Raw genomic sequence first — 22,915 nt, 5'->3', positions numbered from 1 at the left:
AAGTTATATTATATACTAATATTAGTTTGCTTTTGTTTTTAACTAAGCAAAATTAGTAAGTAATTTCAGTATTAAGATACAGTGCCAAACTTTTACCTTTTTCGTAAATAAAAGACTAATTGTGATACCTTTTAATAATAAAATCTGTCAAAACTTGATATATTTCCCTTTCTGTAGGGTATTGACTTAAGAATTGTAAATGCTTATTAATGACTACATAATCCCCTCTGCGAGCCGGACCTGTTTGGGTTTGGATGGGATCATGGTTTTGTACTTTTGATGCAGTCTCTGAAATTATAGGTTTCAATAATTCGAAGTCTAAATTTTCATGATCCATAATTTCTTTTGCCACTGAAAATAGCGCATTACTAAAGTTGTTGGCGATTACTGCGGAAAGGTGCAATGCTAGTCTTTGTTTGGTCGAACAAACAAATGTTTTAGCAGCAATATCCTTTATAAGTTTGAATAGTTTGTCAAAAACTTGTGTAGTATTTCCTTCTATTCCGAAAGGAATTAATGAAAGGTCAGTTGCTATGTTTTTATTAATACTTTGCGGAGGATAAATTACACCATGATTGCTGAATTTGCTTAGCACGTTGATGTCGGTCGCACCAGAAGTATGCACTACAATACCTTCTAAATCTGCAGGTAATTGTTGCACTACTTCCTCAATTGCGCTATCTGAAACCGCAATAACATAAAGATCTGCATCGTTGTCGACTTCTTTGAGGTCTATTAAAGCTGTGCTTGAAACTACATTAGCCAATGCTTGAGCATTGGCTAATGAACGGCTATATACTTGTGAAATAGTATTATTTGTAGCGTAGAATGCTTTTGCTAAATGCGTAGCGATATTTCCACTTCCAATAATTACTATATTCATCTTAATCTTCGATTTGAACTTTTGATTTACCTTCTTTGATACGTCTTACAATGGCCATGATAAAACCAATAGTCATTATTATTGTACCAGCCCAAAAGAAATTGATGTAAGGGAATTTTATCGCCTTGAACACAATCCATTTTTTCTCAGGTAATGGTTTTTGATAAACCATGATTTCTAATTTATCCTTATCAGGGATAATATTAGTAAATCGGAATTTCAACCCTTGCTCAGTTACATCCTTATTAAAGTCATAAGCATTACCATCTTTCAATAAGAATATAGGTTCTGTTTTGTATTCTTTTTGATCAGCAGCAATAACTTTGATTTTCAAGCCTACGATAACATCAGTTGGTTGTAACGGTATGTTCTCTAGTTTAGCTTGTTTGTTAACACCTTCGATTACAAATACACCATTTCTGTAGCGTAATGTATCGCCGATATTCACTTGATAGGTTGCTGGTTCATCGTATTCCTCAAAACCTGTTTTGTCTTCTTCTTTGATTTTAGTCAAAGGAGCTTGAGAATCAGCAGCTGCAGCTGTGATCAAGGTATAAATATCGTGTGTAATATAGTGACGAGTATCTGGTGTTCCGATTAAACCACCCATATCTGGATTATTCTGCGCAAAAGGACTTAAAGTAAAAGACTCTTTTACTTTACCAGATTCTTCATCAATCTTTTCGTATTTGATGTGATAGAAAACATTCGGTGCAGAAATGCTATCTCCTGTGTACGTAATTCGGTATTCGCCCATTTGTACAGGTTCGCCTTCTGTTAAGAATAAGTTTTCTCCTGGATCAGTGAATTTGTCACCTTCTTTACCGAAGTTTTTAACGCCGATATATCCGCTTTGATTTACAGAAATTACTTCATTTGTCGCTGCAGCAACCAAAGCACCGATTACTAGGAAACCGAAACCAATATGTGAAACCGCAGAGCCTGTAAGTTTCCATTTGCCTTTAATAGCATCTCCTAAAATACGTACATTAGATACGATACAGAATATACCTGTAAACATGATCAAAATGTACATTACATTCGTGTAGGTTTTGGTCAAGTAAATTGCACCAGCTGCTAAAGCTAAAGACACGATTAAGGAAGCTATTGTAGAAGCCCAGAATTTCTTGCCATCAGTGCGTTTATATTTTAAGAATTGTGCGATAGCCGTCAATAACAAAATCACAACTGCAAAAGCCCCTTGCCATTTATTATAATGCGCGATAGGGTCGATTGGAGGAGCTACTTTTGTGTCGAATAATGCATTGAATACTGGTATAGAAGTAGTTGCAATCATTTGGACACAAGCAACTGTCAGTACTAAAGCACCAATAAACAACCAGAATTCTCTGGAGTAAATCTCTTCTTCTTTTTGTGTCGTTGGCAATTCTTTTCTTCTCCAAACCATCAATCCAATCATAATTCCTAAGAATACCAAGTTGAAAATAATCAACTGACCTGACATACCTAGACTGGTGAAGGAGTGGACTGAAGTCTCACCCAAAATACCTGAACGTGTCAAATATGAAGCATAGATCACCAAGACAAAACTTACTAACGATAGTAGAGTCGCAGTAAAGTACCCATGGCCTGAATATTTATAGGCCAAAATAACGTGAACTGCTGCAATTAGTGTAAACCAAGGGATGATAGAAACATTTTCAACAGGATCCCAAGCCCAAAAACCACCAAAGTTCAATGCTTCATATGCCCAGAAAGATCCCATGATAATACCTGCACCCAAGATCATTACTGCGAATAATGCCCATGGCAAACCTTTAACTGTCCATTCTTTAAAACGTCGTGTCCATAATCCCGCTGCTGCATAAGCAAAAGGAACGATCATAGAAGCAAATCCTAAGAATAAAGTAGGAGGGTGGATAACCATCCAATAGTTTTGCAATAACGCATTCAAACCTTTGCCGTCTATCATGGATAGATAGTTTGGATCTTTGAAAATCGGTGCATCCATTGCATCGCGCAACAAAATAAATGGCGAGCTACCAATACGGCTGCCAAAAACTTCAACACCAATTAGCATACTTGCCAAGAAAGTTTGACACAACATCACAAAGGTCATCACAGGGGATTCCCAAGTTTTTGCAGTGAAAAGCAATACTGTACTGATAATGACTTGCCAGAACATCCATAGCCAGAAACTACCTTCTTGTCCTTCCCAAAAGGAGGAAATAATATAATGTGTAGGTAATGAAGTATCCGAATGTGACCATACGTAATAGTACTCAAACATATGATTGTATATCATGTAGAACAATAATGAGCCAATTGTAACTACAGAGATAGCATTTAGAATAAAGCCAATACGACCCATCATTTTCCATGATTTCTCATCCGGTTTTTTGGTCGCAAAAAAGTAACTTATAAAGGAAAGTAACGCCGCTCCAAATGATAAAATCACAAAAAACTGGCCTATCTTACCGGGTAATAGGTGTTCACCTACGTAATTGATATCCATTGAATAGAATTGCTAAAAAAATATGATTAAATCGAAGCACTAGTAGCTTCTTTCACTTCCATTTCGTCTTTATTGTATTTTGAAGGACATTTCATCAGGATTTTAGTAGCGTGAAATGTGTCGCCTTCCATCTTACCAGTCAAAACTATCTGTTCTGAGCGTTCAATATCTTGAGGTTTTGAACCATTGAAAACAACTTTACACTCTGTACCGTCATTGTCGTACATATAAAATGAAAAGTGGTTAGCATCTTTTACTGGGTCATAATGCAAATCCTTCTCTTTATTCAACACGCCTACTACATACAATTCAGTTTTCTTTTCTTTTGCTTCAGAAAAAGTTGAATACGTACTTGAATCCGTATAGATAACCAAAATCATAGCAATCGCAATTGCAATGATAACAATCAGAATGATTGAACTTTTTTTCATACTAAAATTTCACTTAACCAAATGCAAAATTACGAAAAGCTTCATGAAAGAATGAATTTAGCAAGTTAAGCTATTTATTTAGAATCGTTCTTAATAATGTTTTGGTTTTATAAGTTCTTAGTTATTTGCGCTTTATCTTTATTGAGGATAATAAAAATAATATTCAATAAGCAATTTTACATTTCTGTGGAGGTTTCTAGCTCTGTTTCATTAGAAAAGAATTTTTCTCCCGAAAATTTGGTGACCAACATGGCTGCTACTGTATCTCCTGTAGCATTGAGTATTGTCGCTAAGGGATCTACTAATGCTCCGATAATCATAATAGCAGGGACAGCTTCATTTGGAATACCATAGATGGAGATCATAAGCATTTCCCCGATAAAACCACCATTCGGAATTCCGCCCGCAACCATACTTACCAATAAAGTAATTCCCACAGCAGTAATCAATGTTGTAGGCTCGAAAAAGTTCCAGTCCAGAATAGCGAAGGCTACATATATTTTCAGAATGGACGAAATGGAAGATCCGTTTTTATAAAGCGTGTTTCCTAAAGGAATAACTACAGAGGCGATATAATTAGGAATTCCCATTTTTTTTGCTGCGAGTAAGTTTGCGGGTAATGTTGCCAAACTGCTACAGGTACTTACAGCGGTTAATGAAGGTGTAATATTAAAGCGCCAGTAATTTTTTATTCCTGACTTTCCATTACCTATAAAAGAATAAAGCGAGTAAATAACGAAAAAGAATACGGTTCCAAATATGTAATAAAAAGCTAGAGGCTTAGCATAGAAGCCAAATAATTCGGGACCTAATGTCTGTACTTGATAAGCAAAATAGGCGCCTAAGCCGATGGGGCCAAGCTTCATGATGATAGTCAATAGGTTTTGCATGACTTCATTTCCAGCAAGAAGAAAGTTTAGAAAAGGTTTTCCTACTTCACCGCTTTTGCGAACAGAAATACCAATTAGAAAAGAAAAAATAACAAAGGCTAAAATATTTTGACGCGACAAAAGATTAACAAATTCACCCACACTAACAAAACGGACAATTTTATCTCCCCAACTGTCTTCTGGATTGGTACTGATGGTTTCCGAAATGGCAGAAGCGTCTTTGATGGCTGTCACCGGAAAAGCCCATAAACCGACAATTGTCAGTACGGCAGCAATCGCAATGGTCACTACAAACACAGATGTCATGACGCCTAGGATTTTTCCGAGTTTTCCATTGCTTTCAATGTTTGCAATGGCGGATGAAATAGCAAAAAATAATAAAGGTATTACAGCGACAAAAAGTAAGTTTAGAAAAATATCACCTATAGGCTTAATGTATTCAACCACATTCGGAAGGAACAAACCGATCAAACTACCGATAGTTATCCCAATTAAAAGAAGAATGATGCTGCTGTAATTCTTTAGAATAGTTTTCATGTAGAGATTATCTAAGGCTAAAATAGTTTTTTTGTTTTAGATTTGACACAAAAATTATGGATTATGGATTTTGTGACGACAGGCGATGGCTCCAAAACGATTTTTAATGCTCAAATAGGTGAAAATTATCATTCTAAACATGGTGCTTTGAAAGAAAGTAAGCATGTTTTTCTAAAAACTGGATTACAATTTTATTTAGAAAAGGAAAATATAAAAGAGGCTTCTATTTTAGAAATTGGATTTGGTACAGGCTTGAATTTTATATTGACGGCAGATTATTGTGCTGCTGAAAATATAAAATTGGATTATTGTGGTATTGAAGCTTATCCATTGGACAAAGCAGTAATTGAAAATATTGGATATAACGAATATGTGTCTTCAGAAATTTGGGATGCTTATTGTGAACAGTATGACAAAGCATTGAAAAATGATGTTATTATAAATGAATCTATCCACTTACAAATAGCGCATACTAAAGTTTTGGAATTTGCATCGACAAAGTTGTTTGATGTGATTTATTTTGATGCTTTCGCTGCGATTCACCAGCCGGAAATGTGGTCTGATGAGACATTAGCTCATGTAACTAGTTTCTTAAAGCCTGGAGGAGTATTTGTTACTTATGCGATTACAGGAAATCTAAAAAGAAGTATGAAAGCCCTTGGATTCTCCATCGAAAAAGCGCCTGGAGCTCCTGGAAAAAGAGAAATGTTGCGAGCGTTAAAATTGTAGTGTATTACTTACAGAGATGAATAATTGGATAATAATTAATCTTAATTAAATTGTAAGTGTATATTTTTATGTGATAATATTTTAACTTAAAATTTCGCATGAACGCTAAAGCCCTTATTTTCTTTTTTGCATCTTTCACCTTCATTGTATTATGTGATAAGAACGATTACAATTCTCCTGATTCAGAGACGACTCAACAAGTTAACATAATAGGTACTTGGGAATCACTATTGGAGAAATATGAATTATTCGATGCTAGGGGAAATTAATTGATTCAGACATCATCAATTATACGGATACGGAGGAAAAGCAAACTTATGTTTTTAAAGCAGATAAAACTGGCTCTTTAAGATCGTTTGAAGATGGAGAATGGACTACTGAGAATTTTACCTATTCTGTAGCAGGAAAAATTTTAACAATCTCATTTAAAGGGGGGTTACGAAGGAATGAGTTTTGAATTCGAAATGGAATTTGAATATCTCATTAAGAATAATAAGCTGTATTTAATTTTTGAGGGAGAGTCCGATGAAGATGGTATAGAAAGAGCTACTTTGGAATTAATAAAAAATAATATGAAACATAAAAAGCGAGCCATTTGGCTTGCTTTTTATGTTTCACTTGCAAAAATTAGTGACCTTGAGTACCGTCGATACCGTGCGCATGTCCATGAGACAATTCTTCTTGAGTAGCAGGACGTACGTTTAATACTTCGATTTCGAAGCTTAAAGTTTTACCAGCCATTGGGTGGTTCAAGTCAGCAACAACAGCTTCTGGAGTAACATCTACTACTACTGCGCGGAATTGATTTCCTTGATTATCTTGTAATGGTAATACTTCACCTAATGGAGGTAAACCAGTTTCTTTGAACATATCAGCAGGTAATTGAGCGATAGCTCTGTCATCTCTTTCGCCGTAAGCATTAGCAGCAGCTAAGTCAAAAGATGTTTTGTCACCTTCGTTTAATCCTGCGATGTTTTCTTCGAATTTAGGTAACATCATACCTACACCATATAAGAATGTTAAAGGATTTTCTGTAGTCGTTTGTTCAACAAATGTTTTTTCACCGTTTTCTTCGATTGTGTGAAGAATGTAATTCAACGTTACAACGTTGTTGTTTTCTATTGCCATTTTGTAATTGTTATGAGATGCTATCCATCTCGTTTTTATTTGATTAATTCTAATAAGTGTGTAATCGACGATTGCGGAAGACTACAGGTTTTGTTACGACAAAGGTATGCTTTTGACTCCAATTGTTCTTTATTTATTAACAAAGGAAGTGTACTTTTTGTTCCTCCCAGAACAATTTTATTAGGAATATAAGTTTGTCTATCCAACTCTTTGCGCCATTCTAAAGCATTTTCTCCTGTCAATGCGATTTCGTTGGTTCCATAATGGTGTTCCAATAATTGTATCGCCCAATTCGAATAAGCCGAGCCATAGCTCTTAATATAGGGAAATACATTGGCAAATACTTGATCTGCAATTGCGGTAAAGTCTTCTTGATCTAATAGCAAGCCTAATTTATAAAGTTGACGCACTATCGTTGACGAGGAAGCAGGAATCACATTGTCCATGATTTCACTTTTACGGGCAATCAGCTCTTCTGCATTAGAAGCTGTATAGTAAAAAGTTTTTGTAGCGGCATCATAAAATAATTCTATCGCTTTATTAGCCAGGTCTTTTGCTTTATATACCCAGCTTTCATCAAAAGTCGCTTCATAAAGGGAAATATAAGCTTCAATAGTGAATGCATAATCGTCCAAAAATCCTTCTATCCTACGATTGGAATCTTCTGGTTGATGAAGTAACTCATTATTGTTTTGGGTACAATAGTTTTGAATAAATTGTGCAATATTTAAGGCTAAGTCTAAATGTTCTTGATCTCCAAATACCTTATATGCATCTACCAAACCTTTCAGCAATAACGAATTCCAAGTGGTCAGTTGCTTGTGATCTAACCCTGGACGCACGCGATTACTGCGATAAACTAATAATTTGGATTTAATCTCTTGAAGATAGTTGTCCCATTCTTCTGTTGTGAATCCTGCTTTTTGAATCAAATTATTGTTTGCAGTATCAACAAAAGGAATATTGATTTGTTCTTCGGACCAATTTCCGTTTGGGGTTATATTATAATAAGCTCTTGCCAAGTCAGCATCTTCACCCAAAATATCAAACTCGTTATACTCGAAAGTGTAGAACTTACCTTCCACTCCTTCACTATCGGCATCAAGAGCAGAATAAAATCCTCCGTTATCGGCTAGCATTTCTCGTTTTGCCCATGCAATTGTTTCGAAAACTACATTTTTATAAATCGGATTAGGTTTTTGTTGATATGCTTCGCTATACAGACTGATTAACTGTCCATTGTCATAGAGCATTTTCTCAAAATGCGGAACGTGCCATTTACCATCAACAGAATAGCGTGCGAAACCGCCTCCTATGTGGTCGTAGATGCCTCCATTTGCTATTTTTTCGAGTGTAAAATGGACGTGATTAAGCGTTTCTTCATCATTAGCTAATACCGCATATCGAAGGAAAAATAACCAATTGTTGGGAAGAGGAAATTTAGGTGCTCGTCGATAACCACCATTGCGAAGGTCAAACTGTTCTTTCCAAGGCAATACAATGGATTTTATATCCTGTAAAGTATATTCTTCCGGAATAGGAGCGATAGGTAATTTTTCGGCTTTATTAATCCCTGCTGTTAAGCGTTCTGCATAATCAATGGCAGTTTCGGGCGTTTCTCCCCACATTTGTGCAATTTGTAATAATACATTTTGCCAATCTTGTGGCTTGAAATACGTGCCTCCATATATAGGTCTTCCGTCAGGCAAACAAATAACATTCAAAGGCCAACCTCCAGCATTTGTCATTAATTGTACCGCAATCATATAGATTTGGTCAATATCAGGTCTTTCTTCTCTATCGATTTTTATCGAGACATAGAATTTATTCATGGTCTGGGCAATAGCTTCGTTTTCAAAGCTTTCTCGTTCCATGACATGGCACCAATGACAGGCAGAATATCCAATACTTATGATGATAAGCTTATTTTCTTCTTTAGCTTTGGTGAGTGCTTCTTGTCCCCAAGGAAACCAATGCACGGGATTATGTGCATGCTGTTTAAGATATGGAGAATTTTCGTTTTGAAGTTTGTTTGCCATATATACGAAGGTACAGAAATTTATTCTGTAATAACACTCTCAAGTTGGCAGGTACTACCTGAAACTTCGCTGAAATTAAATCCTTCTGGTAAAATTATTTTGGCAGTATGAGACGTTTTAAGGTCTATATAAGAATTACACAGGTAATTAGTTAAATCCGACAAGCCAGGATTATGTCCCAAAATAAAGAGTGTATTTACATTATCGTCGACTTTGTTAATTACCTTTAAAATTTCGGTATAATAAGCTTCGTAGATGCTTCTTTCCTGTTGAATCTCACTCTTGGAATACCCCAGTATTTCACCAAATACTTCTGCAGTTTGTAATGCTCGGTTAGCACTAGAACTTACAACTAAGATTTCCTCCTTAGAAAGTTGCTTTTTAATCTTTTGTGCCACGATCTGACTTCTGCTTATTCCTTTCTCCACCAGATTCCGTTCATAATCTCTCCTTAGAAAGGAGTGATCTTCTGCTTTTCCATGACGAATTAGGTATAGTATTTTCTTTGGCATATCTTAAAGATAAGATATTTAAAAAATAAAAATGAATTATCTCTTTTAGATATGCAGCTTTTGTTTATTTTTGCCGACAGAGAGGTGTCCGAGTGGTTGAAGGAGCTACCCTGGAAAGGTAGTATACGGGCAACCGTATCGAGGGTTCGAATCCCTTCCTCTCTGCTTGATTACAACAAAACCAACTGATTTTCAGCTGGTTTTGTTGTTTTATAAACTTAAGGGGAATGATTAGGGGAGAGATTTTGCTGTTGTATGTTCTATTGTATTTTAATTCTGTTAAAAATTAAAGTAATTTTACTTCCTCTCCATTTTATAACTTCAATTATTTATATGTATTTTACAAAACATTAGTTTTTACGGAAATCCCTCTTTTAAATCGTAAAATATTCTCTATTTTTAAGCGTAATCAATTATTCGGCAAGACCCAATATTAATATTAGATTTTAATGAAGTATTTAGAGTGGAATAATATAATATCGTCTTATTTTTTCAATCCTGAAAATGCTGGAAAAGAAGTTTATTTGTATTTAACCAAGAATGATATTATTGATTTATCAAGAAAATATTTCAACGAAGAAACAGAGGACGAAATTTGGACTGATTTTATTAATTCTATTAAACGTGGTATTCCGGGTGCAAAAGGAAATGTTATTGCAAAAGCAAAACACGCCCATTCTAAAATGAGTCTTGTTGGTATAAAGAAAGCGGACGGAACATTTGCCACAATAGAAGATGTGCCTGTTTTATATCCTCCTTACATTTCTTATTTGACTTTCATTGTGCTTCCGTTAATTGAAAGTCTTGACAACACTAACCTAAGAACAAACAACTATTACGGAAGGCTTAATACTTTTCTGCAGAGTCATCAAATAAAGGAAAACATCGGAACAACCGATTTTAGCAACAATCAAATAAATTGTTTGTGGGATGATTTAGCGAATTGGGCTAATGTAAAAAACAATGGCGATTTAGGTTTGTTCAATGTAATTCCATTTCAAAACGCAAATTGGGTTTATGTTGGAAAAGTTTTTTCTCAATGTGTTCTGTCACCAAAATTTTTAACCCGTTTACCGGTATTATTTGAATCTATTGGTTTAGTGCCGAACGCGTTTTACGATGACAAGTTTTTACAAGAAAAAATCAAAAACAGTAGATCAGATTTAATTCCGAAAAGCACGTTAGATTTTTTGAAAAAAGATGATGAGTTGTCCAAATCAATCATTCAAACAATCCAACGTCAATACAAAAAATGGTCAGGCGAAACACACGAAGAAATTGAAGAAGGAACAACAACAAGAAAGAAAAGAAATTATACCGTTGCACCTTTGTTTCTTCAGTTCAAAGTAAACACAAATGATGAAGTCATTTCGTTTTCTTATAGAATGTATTCTTCAAATGATTATCCGGAAGATTTGAAATTTGGCGAACACGAAAACTTGTATGAAATTAACGGTTGGTCTAAAACACTACCGCTTGAATTTAACGAAACACTAGAACTGAAAGACAATTTCAACAAATGGATTGCGAAATTCCCAAACCGTGATGTAAGATTATTTGTCAGTGCGGGAACATTTCAGTTGAGTAATGATTTTTGGATTGAAACGGACTTTCTTTCAAAAACAGAACGAATGTACTTGCTATGCAAAAATGACAAACAAGAACTAATTAAAGAGTGGGGCAAAACATTTGGCAACGGAAATTTTAAGCAAGAAGATTTTGACGGCTTACCTGAAAACTATTCTTTGTTTTGGTTTCGTAACCCAACACAAGGACTTGCCGAAATTCCATTTCTTACACTCTACACCGAAAAGCGAATTGAATTAGTTGGAGGGCTAAAAGTAAATTTCAGAACCTACTCTAATGATTTTTTACCGGAAGTTGAAATTGTAAATTCAGACGGAAACGAAAAAGTGTATTTGCAATACAAAGATGCGGACGAAAAAATTTTTCTTTCTAAAAAAAAGTCGCTCAACAACCGTTGGTTGTTACCCGAAAAAATGGCATTAAATACCGATTTCCACATAAAAGTTGAAGATGAAACATTTTCAGGGAATGCACTTGCATACAACCTTGTTTCATCAGATAATACTGCAATAAAAGTTGACGGCTTAAATTTACCGAAACGAGATTCATTTGGACGAAATGTTACAACAGATTTAGAGCAGTTTTGCTTGGGTAGCAACATTATAAATCCAATGAGGTCTAGCCAAAGATATATCTCTACTTATAGTTCACTTTTTACTTCTACATTTCAAGAAACACAACCGAAGTGTTCAACTGCTATTTTCAACAATCACAATGGAAATAATCTTTGTAATTTCCTGTCTATGAAAAGCGAGTTAACAACCGAAGAATTTTTCAGAGCATTTGAGTTTTTCTATTCAAAAGAGTTTCCAGAGCATCAAACAAACGCAAACTATAATCTTACAAAATTAAAAAGAGCGTCATTGAATTTTTACGATTTCACCGGAATACTTGATTACGATTATGAATCGAAAAAGATTGTTTTAAATCCACCGCAATTTATTTTTATCCCGACAGAAAAAGGAAGAAGAGTTTTACTAATTGGAGCAAGAGATACTGCTTTAATTGAAAAAATCATAACCACATCAGCAAAGTATAATTTGCAAGTAGAAATTACAAAACAATTTTCTTCAAACGAAAGGTTGTTGTTGCCTGATGTAATTACCATACAAGCTTTTCAACAAGCAAATGATTCCTATGGAGAAAAAAGTATTAATGCATTTGCAAACGAATTGAATATAAAATTTACAACGGATTATTATCCGCAAGTTGCATTGCAAGATTTTTCTGCAACAATTACGGATTACGAAGAAACATTACAAGAAGCTAATCAAAATGATTACGATTGGGCGAGATACGTTTTCAATCCTGAAACGTTAGAATTTGACAAAATTGAAACGCCAACTTTTGATAAATCAATCTCATTGGTTAGATACAAACTGAATGAATACACATATGAATTCAAACTTTGGAAAGATAACAAATGCTATAAAGTGGATATGAATTGGGGAAGATTCATTGCATTGAAACATTTTCAAAAAGAAGTCATTTTGTTTGACAATGCAAGAAATAAAGTTGCAATTCCTGTTGCAACTCCTTTACCAAGATTGTTGTCGGAAGCTATTATGTTGTTAAGCGGTAAAGCACCTGACTTCAGAAAAATTGATGGTAAAAAATATAGAGTTTATGAAAATGTAGTTGGTATTTTCACTCAAAACTTATTTAGATTAAAATTAGGCCAAACACCAATAAGTACATCAATATGAAGGATCCAATAGGTTCATTTGAAACCATAAAAGAAAATTTTATCCGCTATGTTAAAACAGCGTTCGGAACAAAGTTTGAAGGCGTTGAAAAAGAGCGTTACGATTTACTGAATTATGACAAAGTTTTTTATCGTAAACCTTGGATTGAGCCATTGCCCGACTATGTTTCAAGTGGAAAAAAAATAAGTGACTTAACAGCCGAAGATTTAGGAAATGCTTTAAATGAAGGAGAAGTCGAAACATTCAAAGGAATTGTAAATACCGGGCTTGTAGGGAATTTTCCTTTGCATTCGCACCAAGCGGAAATGTTGAAACAAGCATTGTTAGGAAATAATTGCATTATCACTTCCGGTACAGGTTCAGGAAAAACAGAATCTTTTTTGCTTCCGTTGTTTGCTCAACTTGCAAAAGAACTTGCAAATTGGTCAGCCCCCAATCAACAATCTGTAAGTATAAATACTTGGTGGCGTGAAAATGATGGACTTCCTGCAAGGCAAATTGTCAATACTTCAAATTTTACGTTAAGCAACGAAGTAAGACAACGCAATCACGAAACACGAAAAGCCGGGGTAAGGGCATTGATTCTATATCCGATGAACGCTTTGGTGGAAGACCAAATGAGCCGTTTGCGTAAAGCGTTAGATTCTGACGATACAAGAAATTGGTTGAGCAAAAACACAAACGGAAATAAAATTTATTTTGGACGATATAACGGAAGTTCGCCTGTTGCCGGTGAGTTGAAGAAAATAAAAGATGACGGAACTTTTGTAATCAATACCAACAAAGTAAATCAACTCAAAAAACAGTTACAACAAATTGAAACGGATACAAATCGTGTAGCACAATACATTCAGCAAACAGGAAAAACAGGAAACGATGCAAAAGATTTAAAATCATTTTTCCAACGCTTAGACGGTGCAGAAATGAGAAGTCGTTTTGATATGCAAGTTACGCCACCCGATATTATGATTACAAACTATTCAATGTTGAGTATAATGTTAATGCGTGATATTGACAAAGGAATTTTTGATGAAACAAAACAATGGTTGGAAGAAAGCGAAAATAACATTTTTCACTTAATCATTGATGAATTGCACTTGTATAGAGGTACACAAGGTACAGAGGTTGCTTATTTGCTAAAGCTTGTTCTTAATCGTTTGGGTTTAAATCCACATCATCCACAATTGAGAATCCTTGCTTCAAGTGCATCATTAGAGGCAGGTGACGAGGCAAGTAAAAATTTTGTGTGTGATTTTTTTGGTGTGAGCCAAGAACATTTCCTTCAAAAATTCAAAATTATTGAAGGAAAAAATAATCCGATTACTGCATTTCCTGAAAATGGAAAAAAACTCCCAATAAATCCTTTTAAAGAAATTGCAGAAAAATTTTCGGAAGTAAAAGGAAATATTACGGACGTAAATTTTATTTCAACCTGCGAAGCAAGTGCAACACAACTTGCAAAAATTTTCAGTTTACCTCAAGATGGTGTCGGGATTGCAAAACTACTTTCATTAATACTCAATCCAAGCTTTCAATTAAAAGAACGTTTGTTTTTGCCTTGTCAAGATTACAAAGCAGTTTGTTCAACCCAAGCAAACGGTGATGATGATAACGGAAAATATTTTGCTGAAACAATCTTTGAAAACACAATGGATAAAGAAGATTTAGAAAATGCTTTGCGTGGTTTGTTGATTGTAAGAGCGATGTTAGATGAAAAAGAATTTGAAGACATTGCAAAAACAATTCCTGACGATAGGAAGTTACCACGTTTTAGATTTCACTATTTCTTTAGAAACATCGAAGGAATTTGGGCTTCTGTTAAGTCAGATGAAATTGACGAAGCATATTCAGACGAAGAAAGAACAGTTGGAAAATTATATCCTACCACACGTATAAATTCGGAAAATGGAAACCGTGTTTTAGAATTGCTCTATTGTGATAATTGCGGAACAACCTTATTTGGTGGTAGCCGATTGGTAACAAGAAATGAATCGGGAAACAACTCTTTTGAAATGCTTCCGATTAGCCCTAACATTGAAGGTATTCCTGAAAAAACGCCTGCAAAATTAGTTGAAAGGCGAAGTTACCAAGAATACGCTGTATTTTGGGCTTGCGGAAATCAACAATACACGCCACACGATGCGGAAGCAGGTATTCCGCAAGTTGGTTGGCGACAACCAACTATGAACGGTTTTAATCAAACTGATTTTCTTGCAGATTGGATTCCCGCTTCACTGAATTGTATTTCGGGCGACATTGATAATTCACATAACAAGGCGGAGGAAAAACCTGAACAATGGATAAAAGGATATTATTTCATCATTACAAACAATTCAAATCGTGACATTGCTTTGCCTGATGCAAATGGAAACATTTCTACGATTGAAACACACAAAGCATTACCAAGCGTTTGTCCAAGCTGTGGCGTAAATCATCAAAAAAGACGACAAGATTGGAATAAAAATAAAACTTCTTCTATTCGTGGTTTTAGAACCGGTTTCGCTAAAACAACACAAATGTTTGCAAAAGAACTGATGTATCAACTTCCGAGGAACGAAGCCGAAAGAAAATTAGTCGTTTTTTCTGATAGCCGAGAAGATGCAGCCCAAATTGCAAACGGCATTGAACGCAATCATTTTTCTGATTTAGTGCGTGAAATTTTAGTCAAAGAATTACATTCAAACTTGATGTTCCGTTTTCAAATTGTAGATGCTTTTGACAAAGGAAATACAGCAAGACAACAAGAGCTAAAAGAGCAATCGCAAACAATTTTTGATGAAATTGAATACTTAGCTGAAAATTCCGCTTACACAGGAACAAACGCAAGCCGCATACGAGAAAAACAAGAAGCTGAAATAAAGTTGAACGAAATCCGTTCGCTGACTTTAAATGTAAGAAGTTTAGTTCACATCACAAATTCATTAAATCTTGCACCACTCATTAAACACTTTGTTGGTCTAGGAATAAATCCAGGTGGTAATGACATTTCATTGCAAACAAGGTTATTGAACAACAATTTTGTTCCTTGGTATGACCTTATTGATTTTACAAATTTTCAATGGGCTACCGGTGCAAACCAAGATTACATTGACGCATTGAAAGAAGGTTCATTTGACGGACTCGCTACAATGTTTTTCGGTTCGCTGTTTTATTCGTTTGAATCTTCCGCATTGGGTTATGTTTGTATAAACCCTGAATTACAGGTTATCACAGACCAAGCAAGAACTGTTGCTTTAGCAAAAGATGATTTTTTACAAATCCTAAATTCCACAATCAGGATTTTAGGTGATAAATACAAACACAACAAAGTTGAAGACGCAAGTTCATTCAACTTTACGCAATACAACGATTTTCCCGGTAAGGTCAAAAAATATATTCGAGCAGTTGAAACAAGGTATTCAAAAAATCAAAACGAAATTGGCGATGCTGTTTTTAATACGCTTTCAACAAGTAGTTTATTGAGAGGCGACACAGGCATTCAAATTGAAAACCTTTTTATCAAAGTAGCACGTTCAACGGATCCAATTTGGACAAGTCAAAGAGGAAGCAGACCACACTTACATTTTAGCGGTGGAATTTGCACTCATTCTGTTACGGCACTGCAACACCAGCCAGACAGAATTTGTGATGATGTTTGGAAAGAAAATTATCTTTCTTTCAACGCTATTAAGCAACAACGTGAACCAATCCGTTTGCATTGCGAAGAACTCACCGGACAAACAGATGACCAATTTGAAAGACAAAGACATTTCAGAAATATTATTTTACCAGATGAAGGCAACAAACAAGTCAAAACAATAGACTTATTGAGCGTTACAACAACACTTGAAGTTGGTGTTGACATTGGTGCATTGCAAGCCGTTATGTTGGGAAATATGCCGCCGCAACGTTTCAACTATCAACAAAGAGTTGGTCGTGCAGGACGTAGAGGACAAGCTTATTCTGTTATTTTGACATTTTGCAGAGGTAGAAGCCACGATGAGTTTTACTTTGCCAACCCTCAAAAAATTACAGGCGATGCCCCACCAACACCTTTCTTGACAATGGGACAAGAAAGGATTTTTAAACGTTTGCTTGCAAAAGAAATTTTTCGGAGAGCATACGTTGAAAAAGAAATTAACATTACTTCCGATGATAAATCAAGTGTTCACGGAGAATTTGGTTCAGTTGATAGTTGGACGATTTATAAACCTGAAATTTCTAATTGGATAAATGAAAACAGAACTGCCATCGAACAAACAGTTGATGCATTACTAACGCCCCAACTAAATGACAAAAAAGATGAATTTGTAAATTGGGTTGCTGATATAACAACACCGAATGGTTTAATTGAAAAAGCAGAAAGCATTATCGAGAATGAAGAAATTGCAAGTAATGACATTTCTGAAAAATTTGCCGAAGGCGGAATTTTGCCGATGTTTGGAATGCCGACCACAGTTAAAAACTTGTACCACGGTATAAATAGAAAACCAGAACCACTTTCAATTGACAGAGCACAAGCAATGGCAATTTATGAATTTGCACCGGGAGCACAGAAAACAAAAGATAAAGCAATTCATCAAGTAATTGGTTTTACAAGCGATTTTATCAATGTGCACAATGGAATTAAAAATGCTAACACAGCCAATCAACTTCCCTTTTCACTTAACCGTTGGTTTGTGCGTTGTAGGGCTTGCGGATTTTTTGAAACGTATTCGGAAGAACGAAAAGCAGAATTGGAAAGTCAAAGTCAATTGGATGTTTGTCCAAATTGTGGTGAAGACAATTCGAATAAATATCAACCGCCATTTAAACTGAAATCGCCAAGAGCATACAGAACAAATCTTTCAGCCGGAAGCGACACAAAAGATGATTCTGAATTTTTGCTTTCACGTCCGCCAATTTTTGCAGAGAAAATCGGTTCTGCAAGCGTAGAAACTAGAAGTAACGCTTCAATTTCTATTTCTGACAATGATGTTACTTGGCGTGTGAATACAAATTCAGATAAATTTTTTACGGGACGACTATACAATACAAATAACCGTTTCCCTTTTAATTCAAGAGGATATTGGTTCAATAACCAATGGTTATTAAATGACTTTGCAACAAATGTCCCCGATGAAAATGGTTATTCTATGCTTATTCAGCAAATCACAACAAGTGCAGACGAGCAAATTGCGTTAGCGAGCAATAAAAACACAGAGGTATTCAGAATTGCACCGACAAACGTTCCGTATGAACTTGACTTGAATATGTTTTTTAGTGAAACAGATTTGCCACACGTCAAAGCACAAAGTACCGGAGTGCGTTCCGGTTATTATTCCGCAGCATTTTTACTTCAAAGAATTTTAGCAGACAAACTTGACGTTGACCCAACAGAAATTGAAATTGCTGATATTTCAATGAAAGAACTTGAAGACGGAAGAAGAATTGCTGAAATTATCTTGAGTGATGAATTACCGAACGGTTCCGGCTTTGTAAGATATTTATACAACAATCTTGTAAACATACTTTCAGAATCTATAAATCCAAGCAGTTCAAATAGTTATTTAGGAAAAATTCATTCGGAAACTCATCAAGGAAAATGTGATGATGCTTGTTATGATTGTTTGAAAGTGTTTCGGAATATGAATTATCATAGTTTGCTTGATTGGCGTTTAGGTTTATCAATGCTTCGTGTAATGAATGATTCAACTTTTGTTTGCGGTGCGGACGGAAATTTCAATTATGTTGAATTGAAAGATTGGCTTGCATTTGCTATAAAGCTATGCGATTCATTTTATTCCTCTTTTTATTCAAATTCTCAAACGGCAGAAATAGTAGAAATAAAAGGTTTGCCAATCATCAAGTTTGGTGGTAAAAACAAACGCAATGTGATAATGATTGTCCACCCATTTTGGAATATGAGAAATTTCACAGAAGCAAATTGGTTAGCGGAAATTTACAATGAAATAAAAGAACATACAGAATGTAATGGAGGAAAAATTAGTATAATTGACACTTTTAACTTGCATCGGAGACCGGGTTGGTGTTATGAAAAATTAATTCAGAGATGATGAATAAAATTGGAGAGATAAATTTTAAGGCAATCAAACGTATTTCACCAAGCCAATTTTATTCGATGAAAAATTGTGCTTATAAGTCCCTATTAGCAGAAGCGTTTGATAAGAGGCCGTTACTTCCACTTTCACCTAATGCCTATTTTGGAACAGTTTTACACAAAATGTTTGAGCTGATTGCAAAAGGAATTGTAAAGAGTGAAAATGATTTTAATTTTGAATTTGACAATCAAATAAAGGCACTTGAAGAAGATTTAAAACAGAAAGGTTTTGGATTTTTTGTTCCGTTAAAAGTTAAGTTGAAAAATTTCGGATTGAAAAAAATACAACTAAAAAAGCATTTGAAAAGCGAATCCGAAAAATTAACAACTTTAGGTAATATCAAATTACATTCTGAAAAATGGTTTGAATCTTACGACAAATTGATTGGTGGAAAAATTGATTTAGTGATTGAAAATGGAAACGAAATTGAATTAATTGATTTTAAAACTGGAGCAATCACACAAGATTGTTTAGATGATGAAGGCGAAAGTTATTCAGAAATAAAGAACGAATACAAGGAACAAATTAAACTTTATGCTTACTTATATTTTGAAAATACAAAAAAGTTCCCAACGGCTTTAAGTTTAGTTGATCTCGCTAAGCAAAAATTTCCCGTTGAATTTTCAGTTAATGAATGTAAATCACTTTTTGACGAAGCGAAAACCCTTTTAAAATCTACTAATGATTCTATAAACACAAAATCATTTTCAGCAAACCCAAAACAGGAAAATTGCAAGTATTGTCTTTATAGGCCAGCTTGCTCTTTCTTCCATAAGAAACTTGAAACAGATTTTTCCTACAATGATGTTATTGGTGAAGTTAATAACGTAAAGAAGTTTCAGAATGGGAATTTGAATGTATTTTTGCAAAACGGAAATAAGAATTTAATCATTAAAAATTTTTCTACGAAAGATTTTGAGAAACTAAATAATTACAGGAATAGACAAATTAGGATTTATAATATAAAAAAGGAACCAACAGATTTTGTTTATACTGTTACGGACACTACAGTAATTTATGAGTAAACGTAAGGAGCATAAAATTCCGATACTGTCTTTTTTTTCTGGAGGAGGTTTTATGGATATGGGTTTTGAACAAGCTGGTTTTGAAGTAATTTGGACGAACGAATTTGATGAAATTTTTGCCAAACTTCATGCTGCTGGTATGACTTCATGGCGGAAATCGCAAGGCAATGGAATTAAAGCAGAAATTTTTAATACTAAATCAATCACAGAAGTAAAATCAGAGGAAATTATTTTAGAAGCGTTTCCAAATGGAAAACCTGAACATTTTGGAATGATTGGAGGCCCCCCATGTCAAGATTTTAGCCAGAATGGATCTTTAAAAGGTTTTAATGGGGAAAGGGGGAAGCTAACGGTAGTTTACTTTAATAAAATTCTAGAACTTAGACCTACGTTCTTCGTAATGGAAAACGTTCCAGGATTAATTAGAAGAAATGAGACTAGAGAGTATTTGAAATTAATTCTTCAAAATGTTGAAAATGAATATATTGTGGATTTTGAAAAATTAAACTCCTTAAATTTCGGAGTCCCCCAACATAGAGAACGTGTTTTTTTTATTGGTATTAGAAAAGATTGTGCATCGAAAAAATTAAGAGTGAAAGCAGAGTCTGGAAAATGGTTTCCATTTCCTGTCGCTGAAAAGTATTACAATGCTGCCATAAAGTTTAATTGGGGAAAACAAACTCCTTTTGGTAATAAGCTTAGAAAACCCAAAAATGTTCCGATAGAACTGTGTGTGGAAAGTTGTTTAATACCATTAAATAAGATGGATAAAATTCCTAATGCAGGAGAGTTTTTTACTCTATATAAGCCGTTAAGTGAATTGGCCACAATTGATGAGGGAGAAACAAATAGACCTTCATTTAAGAGGCTTCATCGTTTTAAGTACAGTCCAACGGCATGTTATGGAAATAATGAAGTTCATTTACATCCGTATTTACATCGACGAATTTCTGCTAGAGAAGCATTGAGAATTCAAGGGGTTTCTGATGAGTACGTTCTTCCTGAAAATCTCTCTTTGTCTAAAAAATTTAAAATGATTGGAAATGGTGTGCCAGTTCCTCTAGCAAAAGCGGTAGCGGAGTCTTTAAAGGATTTTATAAGAGTAAATGAAATAATACCTAATTTGTGATTTTATTATCTTAAAGCTAGTTAATATGGTTAAAGGAGAAATTATAAAATGACTAAGTTCGTCTTACAATATATTATAATCCAATTAATGGCATTAAGATTGAAGATATTCGTGACGAACATGATTTACAACGCGTAATTTTAAATCAAGTAAGAATAAATCCCGATGACGATAAAAAATAAAAAATACTTACAGCAATTGCAGGAAAAAGTAAATCTCATGAAGGAACGTATTTCCGAAATGAAACTACTAGCTTTAACTAATGGAACTGTATTTTCTGAATTTGATCCGACACGTTGCAAAGAAAACGAAATAGTATTTGTTATGAATAGAAAAGAAACCATTATGACTAGAGAAGAGGTTCTCAATATTTTACAATTGAATTAATAAATAGGCCCGAATAATTCGTGTCTATTTTAGGTTTCTGAAACTTAAAAAATAGTATAACATTATTTAAAATAATTCGTTTTAATGCCTTTCCTTTCACCTAAAAAGTAACAGAAAGTATTTGTAATTGTTTACTTTTTCCACCCCCTATTTTCTGCTTTTTAATACTGATATGTATCACTTTCAGTAGCGTTAAATAACTCATTTTTGACAATTTTATTAATTTATAAGTTCCGATTTTTTTGCTAGATCGTTGCTAGCAAGAAGTTATTGTGTACACAATAACACATCTTGCAATATAAATAAATAGAGACCATACCTAGACTATTGTTACTGATTCTAATTTTTAGATTACATAAGGGTTTTAGCTTATATATTAAAGTTATTTAAAGCCATAGTATATTGCAAAGTAACAAAGTAACAAAGTAGCAAAGTAACAAAGTAGCAAAGTATCAAAGTAACAAACGCTACCTAAAAGAAATCCAACTAAGAATTTAATTCGATCCTAAAAAAAAATTGACCTTTGGGTCACAAATAATTGTTGAATAGTGATTAAGCTACAACCTATTAGACTGGTCTATACACTTATTTAAAATATCTAGGGAATTTACTAAGCTATAAATTATGGTTAGTATTTATGGTTAGTAAGAATGCTTCTATATTACAGAGTAACAAAGTATCAAAGTATCAAAGTAGCAAAGTAACAAAGTAACAAAGTAACAAAGTAACAAAGTAAAATAGCTAGACAAAAAATATAACTAAGTTTTTATTTCATTCAAAACTTAAAATTGACCTTTGGGTCACAAAAGAAATAGTTGAATAGTTATTAAGCTACAATCAATTTTACTGTTCAAGAGGCCTAATAAATAATATACATGTACTGTAGTGGAAGTGTAAAGCAAACTGTGTCAGTGAGCTCTAAATCGATATAGGTCTCCTTGTGGCCTATATCTATATAGAGCCGCCGTAGGCTTAAAATTTTCTAATCATTTACATTATAGTTAGCATATGCAGTTGGCAATGAAGCTTCTCCATATCAAATAAAAATTGGCGAGCAACAATTCTGAATTACCCATGCCAATATTTAATGAAAGTATATTTTTCAATGATTAATCTGTTGATATACATTAAATTAATTTTTGAAAAGTTTTAATGTGTTCTTTATATGTTTTAGCTTTTCTTTTGTTTATGAGTTCCGATGTGTTACCTCCCAACTATTAGTTGCAAGAAGTTTTTGTACGTACAAAAACACATCTTGCAATAGAAGAAAGTATAAGCCAAAACAAGCCACAAAAAGACTTGTTAACAAAACTTAAAGAAATTAATTCTACAATAGAACAATCCATAAAATCAAAACATTCAATTAGAAGATACAA

Annotated in this window: 15 protein-coding genes and 1 tRNA gene; 9 read left to right on the top strand and 7 right to left on the bottom strand. The window is 34.2% G+C overall.

Features of this window, described 5'->3' with window-relative positions:
• Nucleotides 1-115: 115 nt before the first annotated feature.
• The 4 genes from H8B04_RS06635 to H8B04_RS06620 form a co-directional block, all read right to left on the bottom strand.
• Complete coding sequence (locus tag H8B04_RS06635; protein WP_190301833.1) at nt 116-883, bottom strand: Rossmann-like and DUF2520 domain-containing protein; 768 nt, start codon at nt 881-883, stop codon at nt 116-118.
• A gap of 1 nt (nt 884) precedes the next feature.
• Nucleotides 885-3,359, bottom strand: a complete 2,475-nt coding sequence (locus H8B04_RS06630; RefSeq protein ID WP_190301832.1) for a heme lyase CcmF/NrfE family subunit — start codon at nt 3,357-3,359, stop codon at nt 885-887.
• Between the two features lie 26 nt (nt 3,360-3,385).
• Complete coding sequence (locus H8B04_RS06625; protein ID WP_165290483.1) at nt 3,386-3,790, bottom strand: cytochrome c maturation protein CcmE domain-containing protein; 405 nt, start codon at nt 3,788-3,790, stop codon at nt 3,386-3,388.
• 176 nt (nt 3,791-3,966) lie between these two features.
• Complete coding sequence (locus tag H8B04_RS06620; protein ID WP_190301831.1) at nt 3,967-5,217, bottom strand: dicarboxylate/amino acid:cation symporter; 1,251 nt, start codon at nt 5,215-5,217, stop codon at nt 3,967-3,969.
• A 42-nt stretch (nt 5,218-5,259) separates the two neighbouring features.
• Between H8B04_RS06620 and mnmD the strand changes: the two genes are divergently transcribed.
• The 3 genes from mnmD to H8B04_RS17460 all read left to right on the top strand — a co-directional run bounded on the left by mnmD (nt 5,260) and on the right by H8B04_RS17460 (nt 6,403).
• Nucleotides 5,260-5,946: a tRNA (5-methylaminomethyl-2-thiouridine)(34)-methyltransferase MnmD gene (gene mnmD / locus H8B04_RS06615; RefSeq protein WP_317166087.1), complete on the top strand. Its 687-nt coding sequence runs from the start codon at nt 5,260-5,262 to the stop codon at nt 5,944-5,946.
• A 98-nt stretch (nt 5,947-6,044) separates the two neighbouring features.
• Nucleotides 6,045-6,215 carry a hypothetical protein gene (locus tag H8B04_RS06610; RefSeq protein ID WP_190301830.1) on the top strand — a complete coding sequence of 57 codons (171 nt, stop codon included), beginning with the start codon at nt 6,045-6,047 and terminating at the stop codon, nt 6,213-6,215.
• Nucleotides 6,215-6,403 (top strand): lipocalin family protein, encoded by a 189-nt coding sequence (locus H8B04_RS17460; protein WP_190301875.1) that lies wholly within the window; start codon nt 6,215-6,217, stop codon nt 6,401-6,403. The genes H8B04_RS06610 and H8B04_RS17460 overlap by 1 nt, the downstream gene beginning before the upstream one ends.
• Before the next feature lie 170 nt (nt 6,404-6,573).
• On the opposite strand, the gene H8B04_RS06600 is transcribed toward H8B04_RS17460, so the two are convergent.
• Genes H8B04_RS06600 through H8B04_RS06590 form a run of 3 tightly spaced genes read right to left on the bottom strand, consistent with a single transcriptional unit; the run spans nt 6,574 to nt 9,625 of the window.
• Entirely contained in the window at nt 6,574-7,074 is a 501-nt protein-coding gene (locus tag H8B04_RS06600; protein ID WP_190301829.1) for an FKBP-type peptidyl-prolyl cis-trans isomerase, read from the bottom strand.
• 35 nt (nt 7,075-7,109) lie between these two features.
• Nucleotides 7,110-9,113 (bottom strand): thioredoxin domain-containing protein, encoded by a 2,004-nt coding sequence (locus H8B04_RS06595; protein ID WP_190301828.1) that lies wholly within the window; start codon nt 9,111-9,113, stop codon nt 7,110-7,112.
• Between the two features lie 20 nt (nt 9,114-9,133).
• Nucleotides 9,134-9,625 carry a SixA phosphatase family protein gene (locus H8B04_RS06590; RefSeq protein WP_190301827.1) on the bottom strand — a complete coding sequence of 164 codons (492 nt, stop codon included), beginning with the start codon at nt 9,623-9,625 and terminating at the stop codon, nt 9,134-9,136.
• A 78-nt stretch (nt 9,626-9,703) separates the two neighbouring features.
• Here H8B04_RS06590 and H8B04_RS06585 point away from each other — a divergent pair.
• The 6 genes from H8B04_RS06585 (at nt 9,704) to H8B04_RS06560 (ending at nt 21,539) form a co-directional block, all read left to right on the top strand.
• Nucleotides 9,704-9,790, top strand: a tRNA-Ser gene (locus H8B04_RS06585).
• A gap of 284 nt (nt 9,791-10,074) precedes the next feature.
• Complete coding sequence (locus H8B04_RS06580) at nt 10,075-12,918, top strand: hypothetical protein (protein WP_190301826.1); 2,844 nt, start codon at nt 10,075-10,077, stop codon at nt 12,916-12,918.
• The gene (locus H8B04_RS06575; RefSeq protein WP_190301825.1) at nt 12,915-18,953 is read left to right on the top strand and encodes a DEAD/DEAH box helicase; all 6,039 of its coding nucleotides are present in this window, start codon (nt 12,915-12,917) and stop codon (nt 18,951-18,953) included. Before H8B04_RS06580 ends, H8B04_RS06575 begins: the two co-directional genes overlap by 4 nt.
• Nucleotides 18,950-20,023: a PD-(D/E)XK nuclease family protein gene (locus H8B04_RS06570; protein WP_190301824.1), complete on the top strand. Its 1,074-nt coding sequence runs from the start codon at nt 18,950-18,952 to the stop codon at nt 20,021-20,023. Before H8B04_RS06575 ends, H8B04_RS06570 begins: the two co-directional genes overlap by 4 nt.
• A complete protein-coding gene (locus tag H8B04_RS06565) occupies nt 20,016-21,152 on the top strand; it encodes a DNA cytosine methyltransferase (RefSeq protein WP_190301823.1) in 1,137 nt (378 codons plus the stop codon). Before H8B04_RS06570 ends, H8B04_RS06565 begins: the two co-directional genes overlap by 8 nt.
• 165 nt (nt 21,153-21,317) lie before the next feature.
• Entirely contained in the window at nt 21,318-21,539 is a 222-nt protein-coding gene (locus H8B04_RS06560) for a hypothetical protein (RefSeq protein WP_190301822.1), read from the top strand.
• Nucleotides 21,540-22,915 lie beyond the last annotated feature (1,376 nt).

The sequence above is a fragment of the Sphingobacterium litopenaei genome (assembly GCF_014692495.1).
GTDB lineage: Bacteria > Bacteroidota > Bacteroidia > Sphingobacteriales > Sphingobacteriaceae > Sphingobacterium > Sphingobacterium litopenaei.
The sequence above is the reverse complement of the archived record's forward strand: the minus strand, read 5'-3'. Positions and strand labels throughout refer to the sequence as shown.

Coding starts and splice junctions, on each gene's coding strand:
- H8B04_RS06580 (WP_190301826.1), top strand. CDS start 10,075: ATGAAGTATTTAGAGTGGAATAATATAATATCGTCTTATTTTTTCAAT.
- H8B04_RS06610 (WP_190301830.1), top strand. CDS start 6,045: ATGAACGCTAAAGCCCTTATTTTCTTTTTTGCATCTTTCACCTTCATT.
- H8B04_RS06635 (WP_190301833.1), bottom strand. CDS start 883: ATGAATATAGTAATTATTGGAAGTGGAAATATCGCTACGCATTTAGCA.
- H8B04_RS06565 (WP_190301823.1), top strand. CDS start 20,016: ATGAGTAAACGTAAGGAGCATAAAATTCCGATACTGTCTTTTTTTTCT.
- H8B04_RS06575 (WP_190301825.1), top strand. CDS start 12,915: ATGAAGGATCCAATAGGTTCATTTGAAACCATAAAAGAAAATTTTATC.
- H8B04_RS06560 (WP_190301822.1), top strand. CDS start 21,318: ATGACGATAAAAAATAAAAAATACTTACAGCAATTGCAGGAAAAAGTA.
- H8B04_RS06625 (WP_165290483.1), bottom strand. CDS start 3,790: ATGAAAAAAAGTTCAATCATTCTGATTGTTATCATTGCAATTGCGATT.
- H8B04_RS06600 (WP_190301829.1), bottom strand. CDS start 7,074: ATGGCAATAGAAAACAACAACGTTGTAACGTTGAATTACATTCTTCAC.
- H8B04_RS06570 (WP_190301824.1), top strand. CDS start 18,950: ATGATGAATAAAATTGGAGAGATAAATTTTAAGGCAATCAAACGTATT.
- H8B04_RS06630 (WP_190301832.1), bottom strand. CDS start 3,359: ATGGATATCAATTACGTAGGTGAACACCTATTACCCGGTAAGATAGGC.
- H8B04_RS06595 (WP_190301828.1), bottom strand. CDS start 9,113: ATGGCAAACAAACTTCAAAACGAAAATTCTCCATATCTTAAACAGCAT.
- H8B04_RS06590 (WP_190301827.1), bottom strand. CDS start 9,625: ATGCCAAAGAAAATACTATACCTAATTCGTCATGGAAAAGCAGAAGAT.
- H8B04_RS06620 (WP_190301831.1), bottom strand. CDS start 5,217: ATGAAAACTATTCTAAAGAATTACAGCAGCATCATTCTTCTTTTAATT.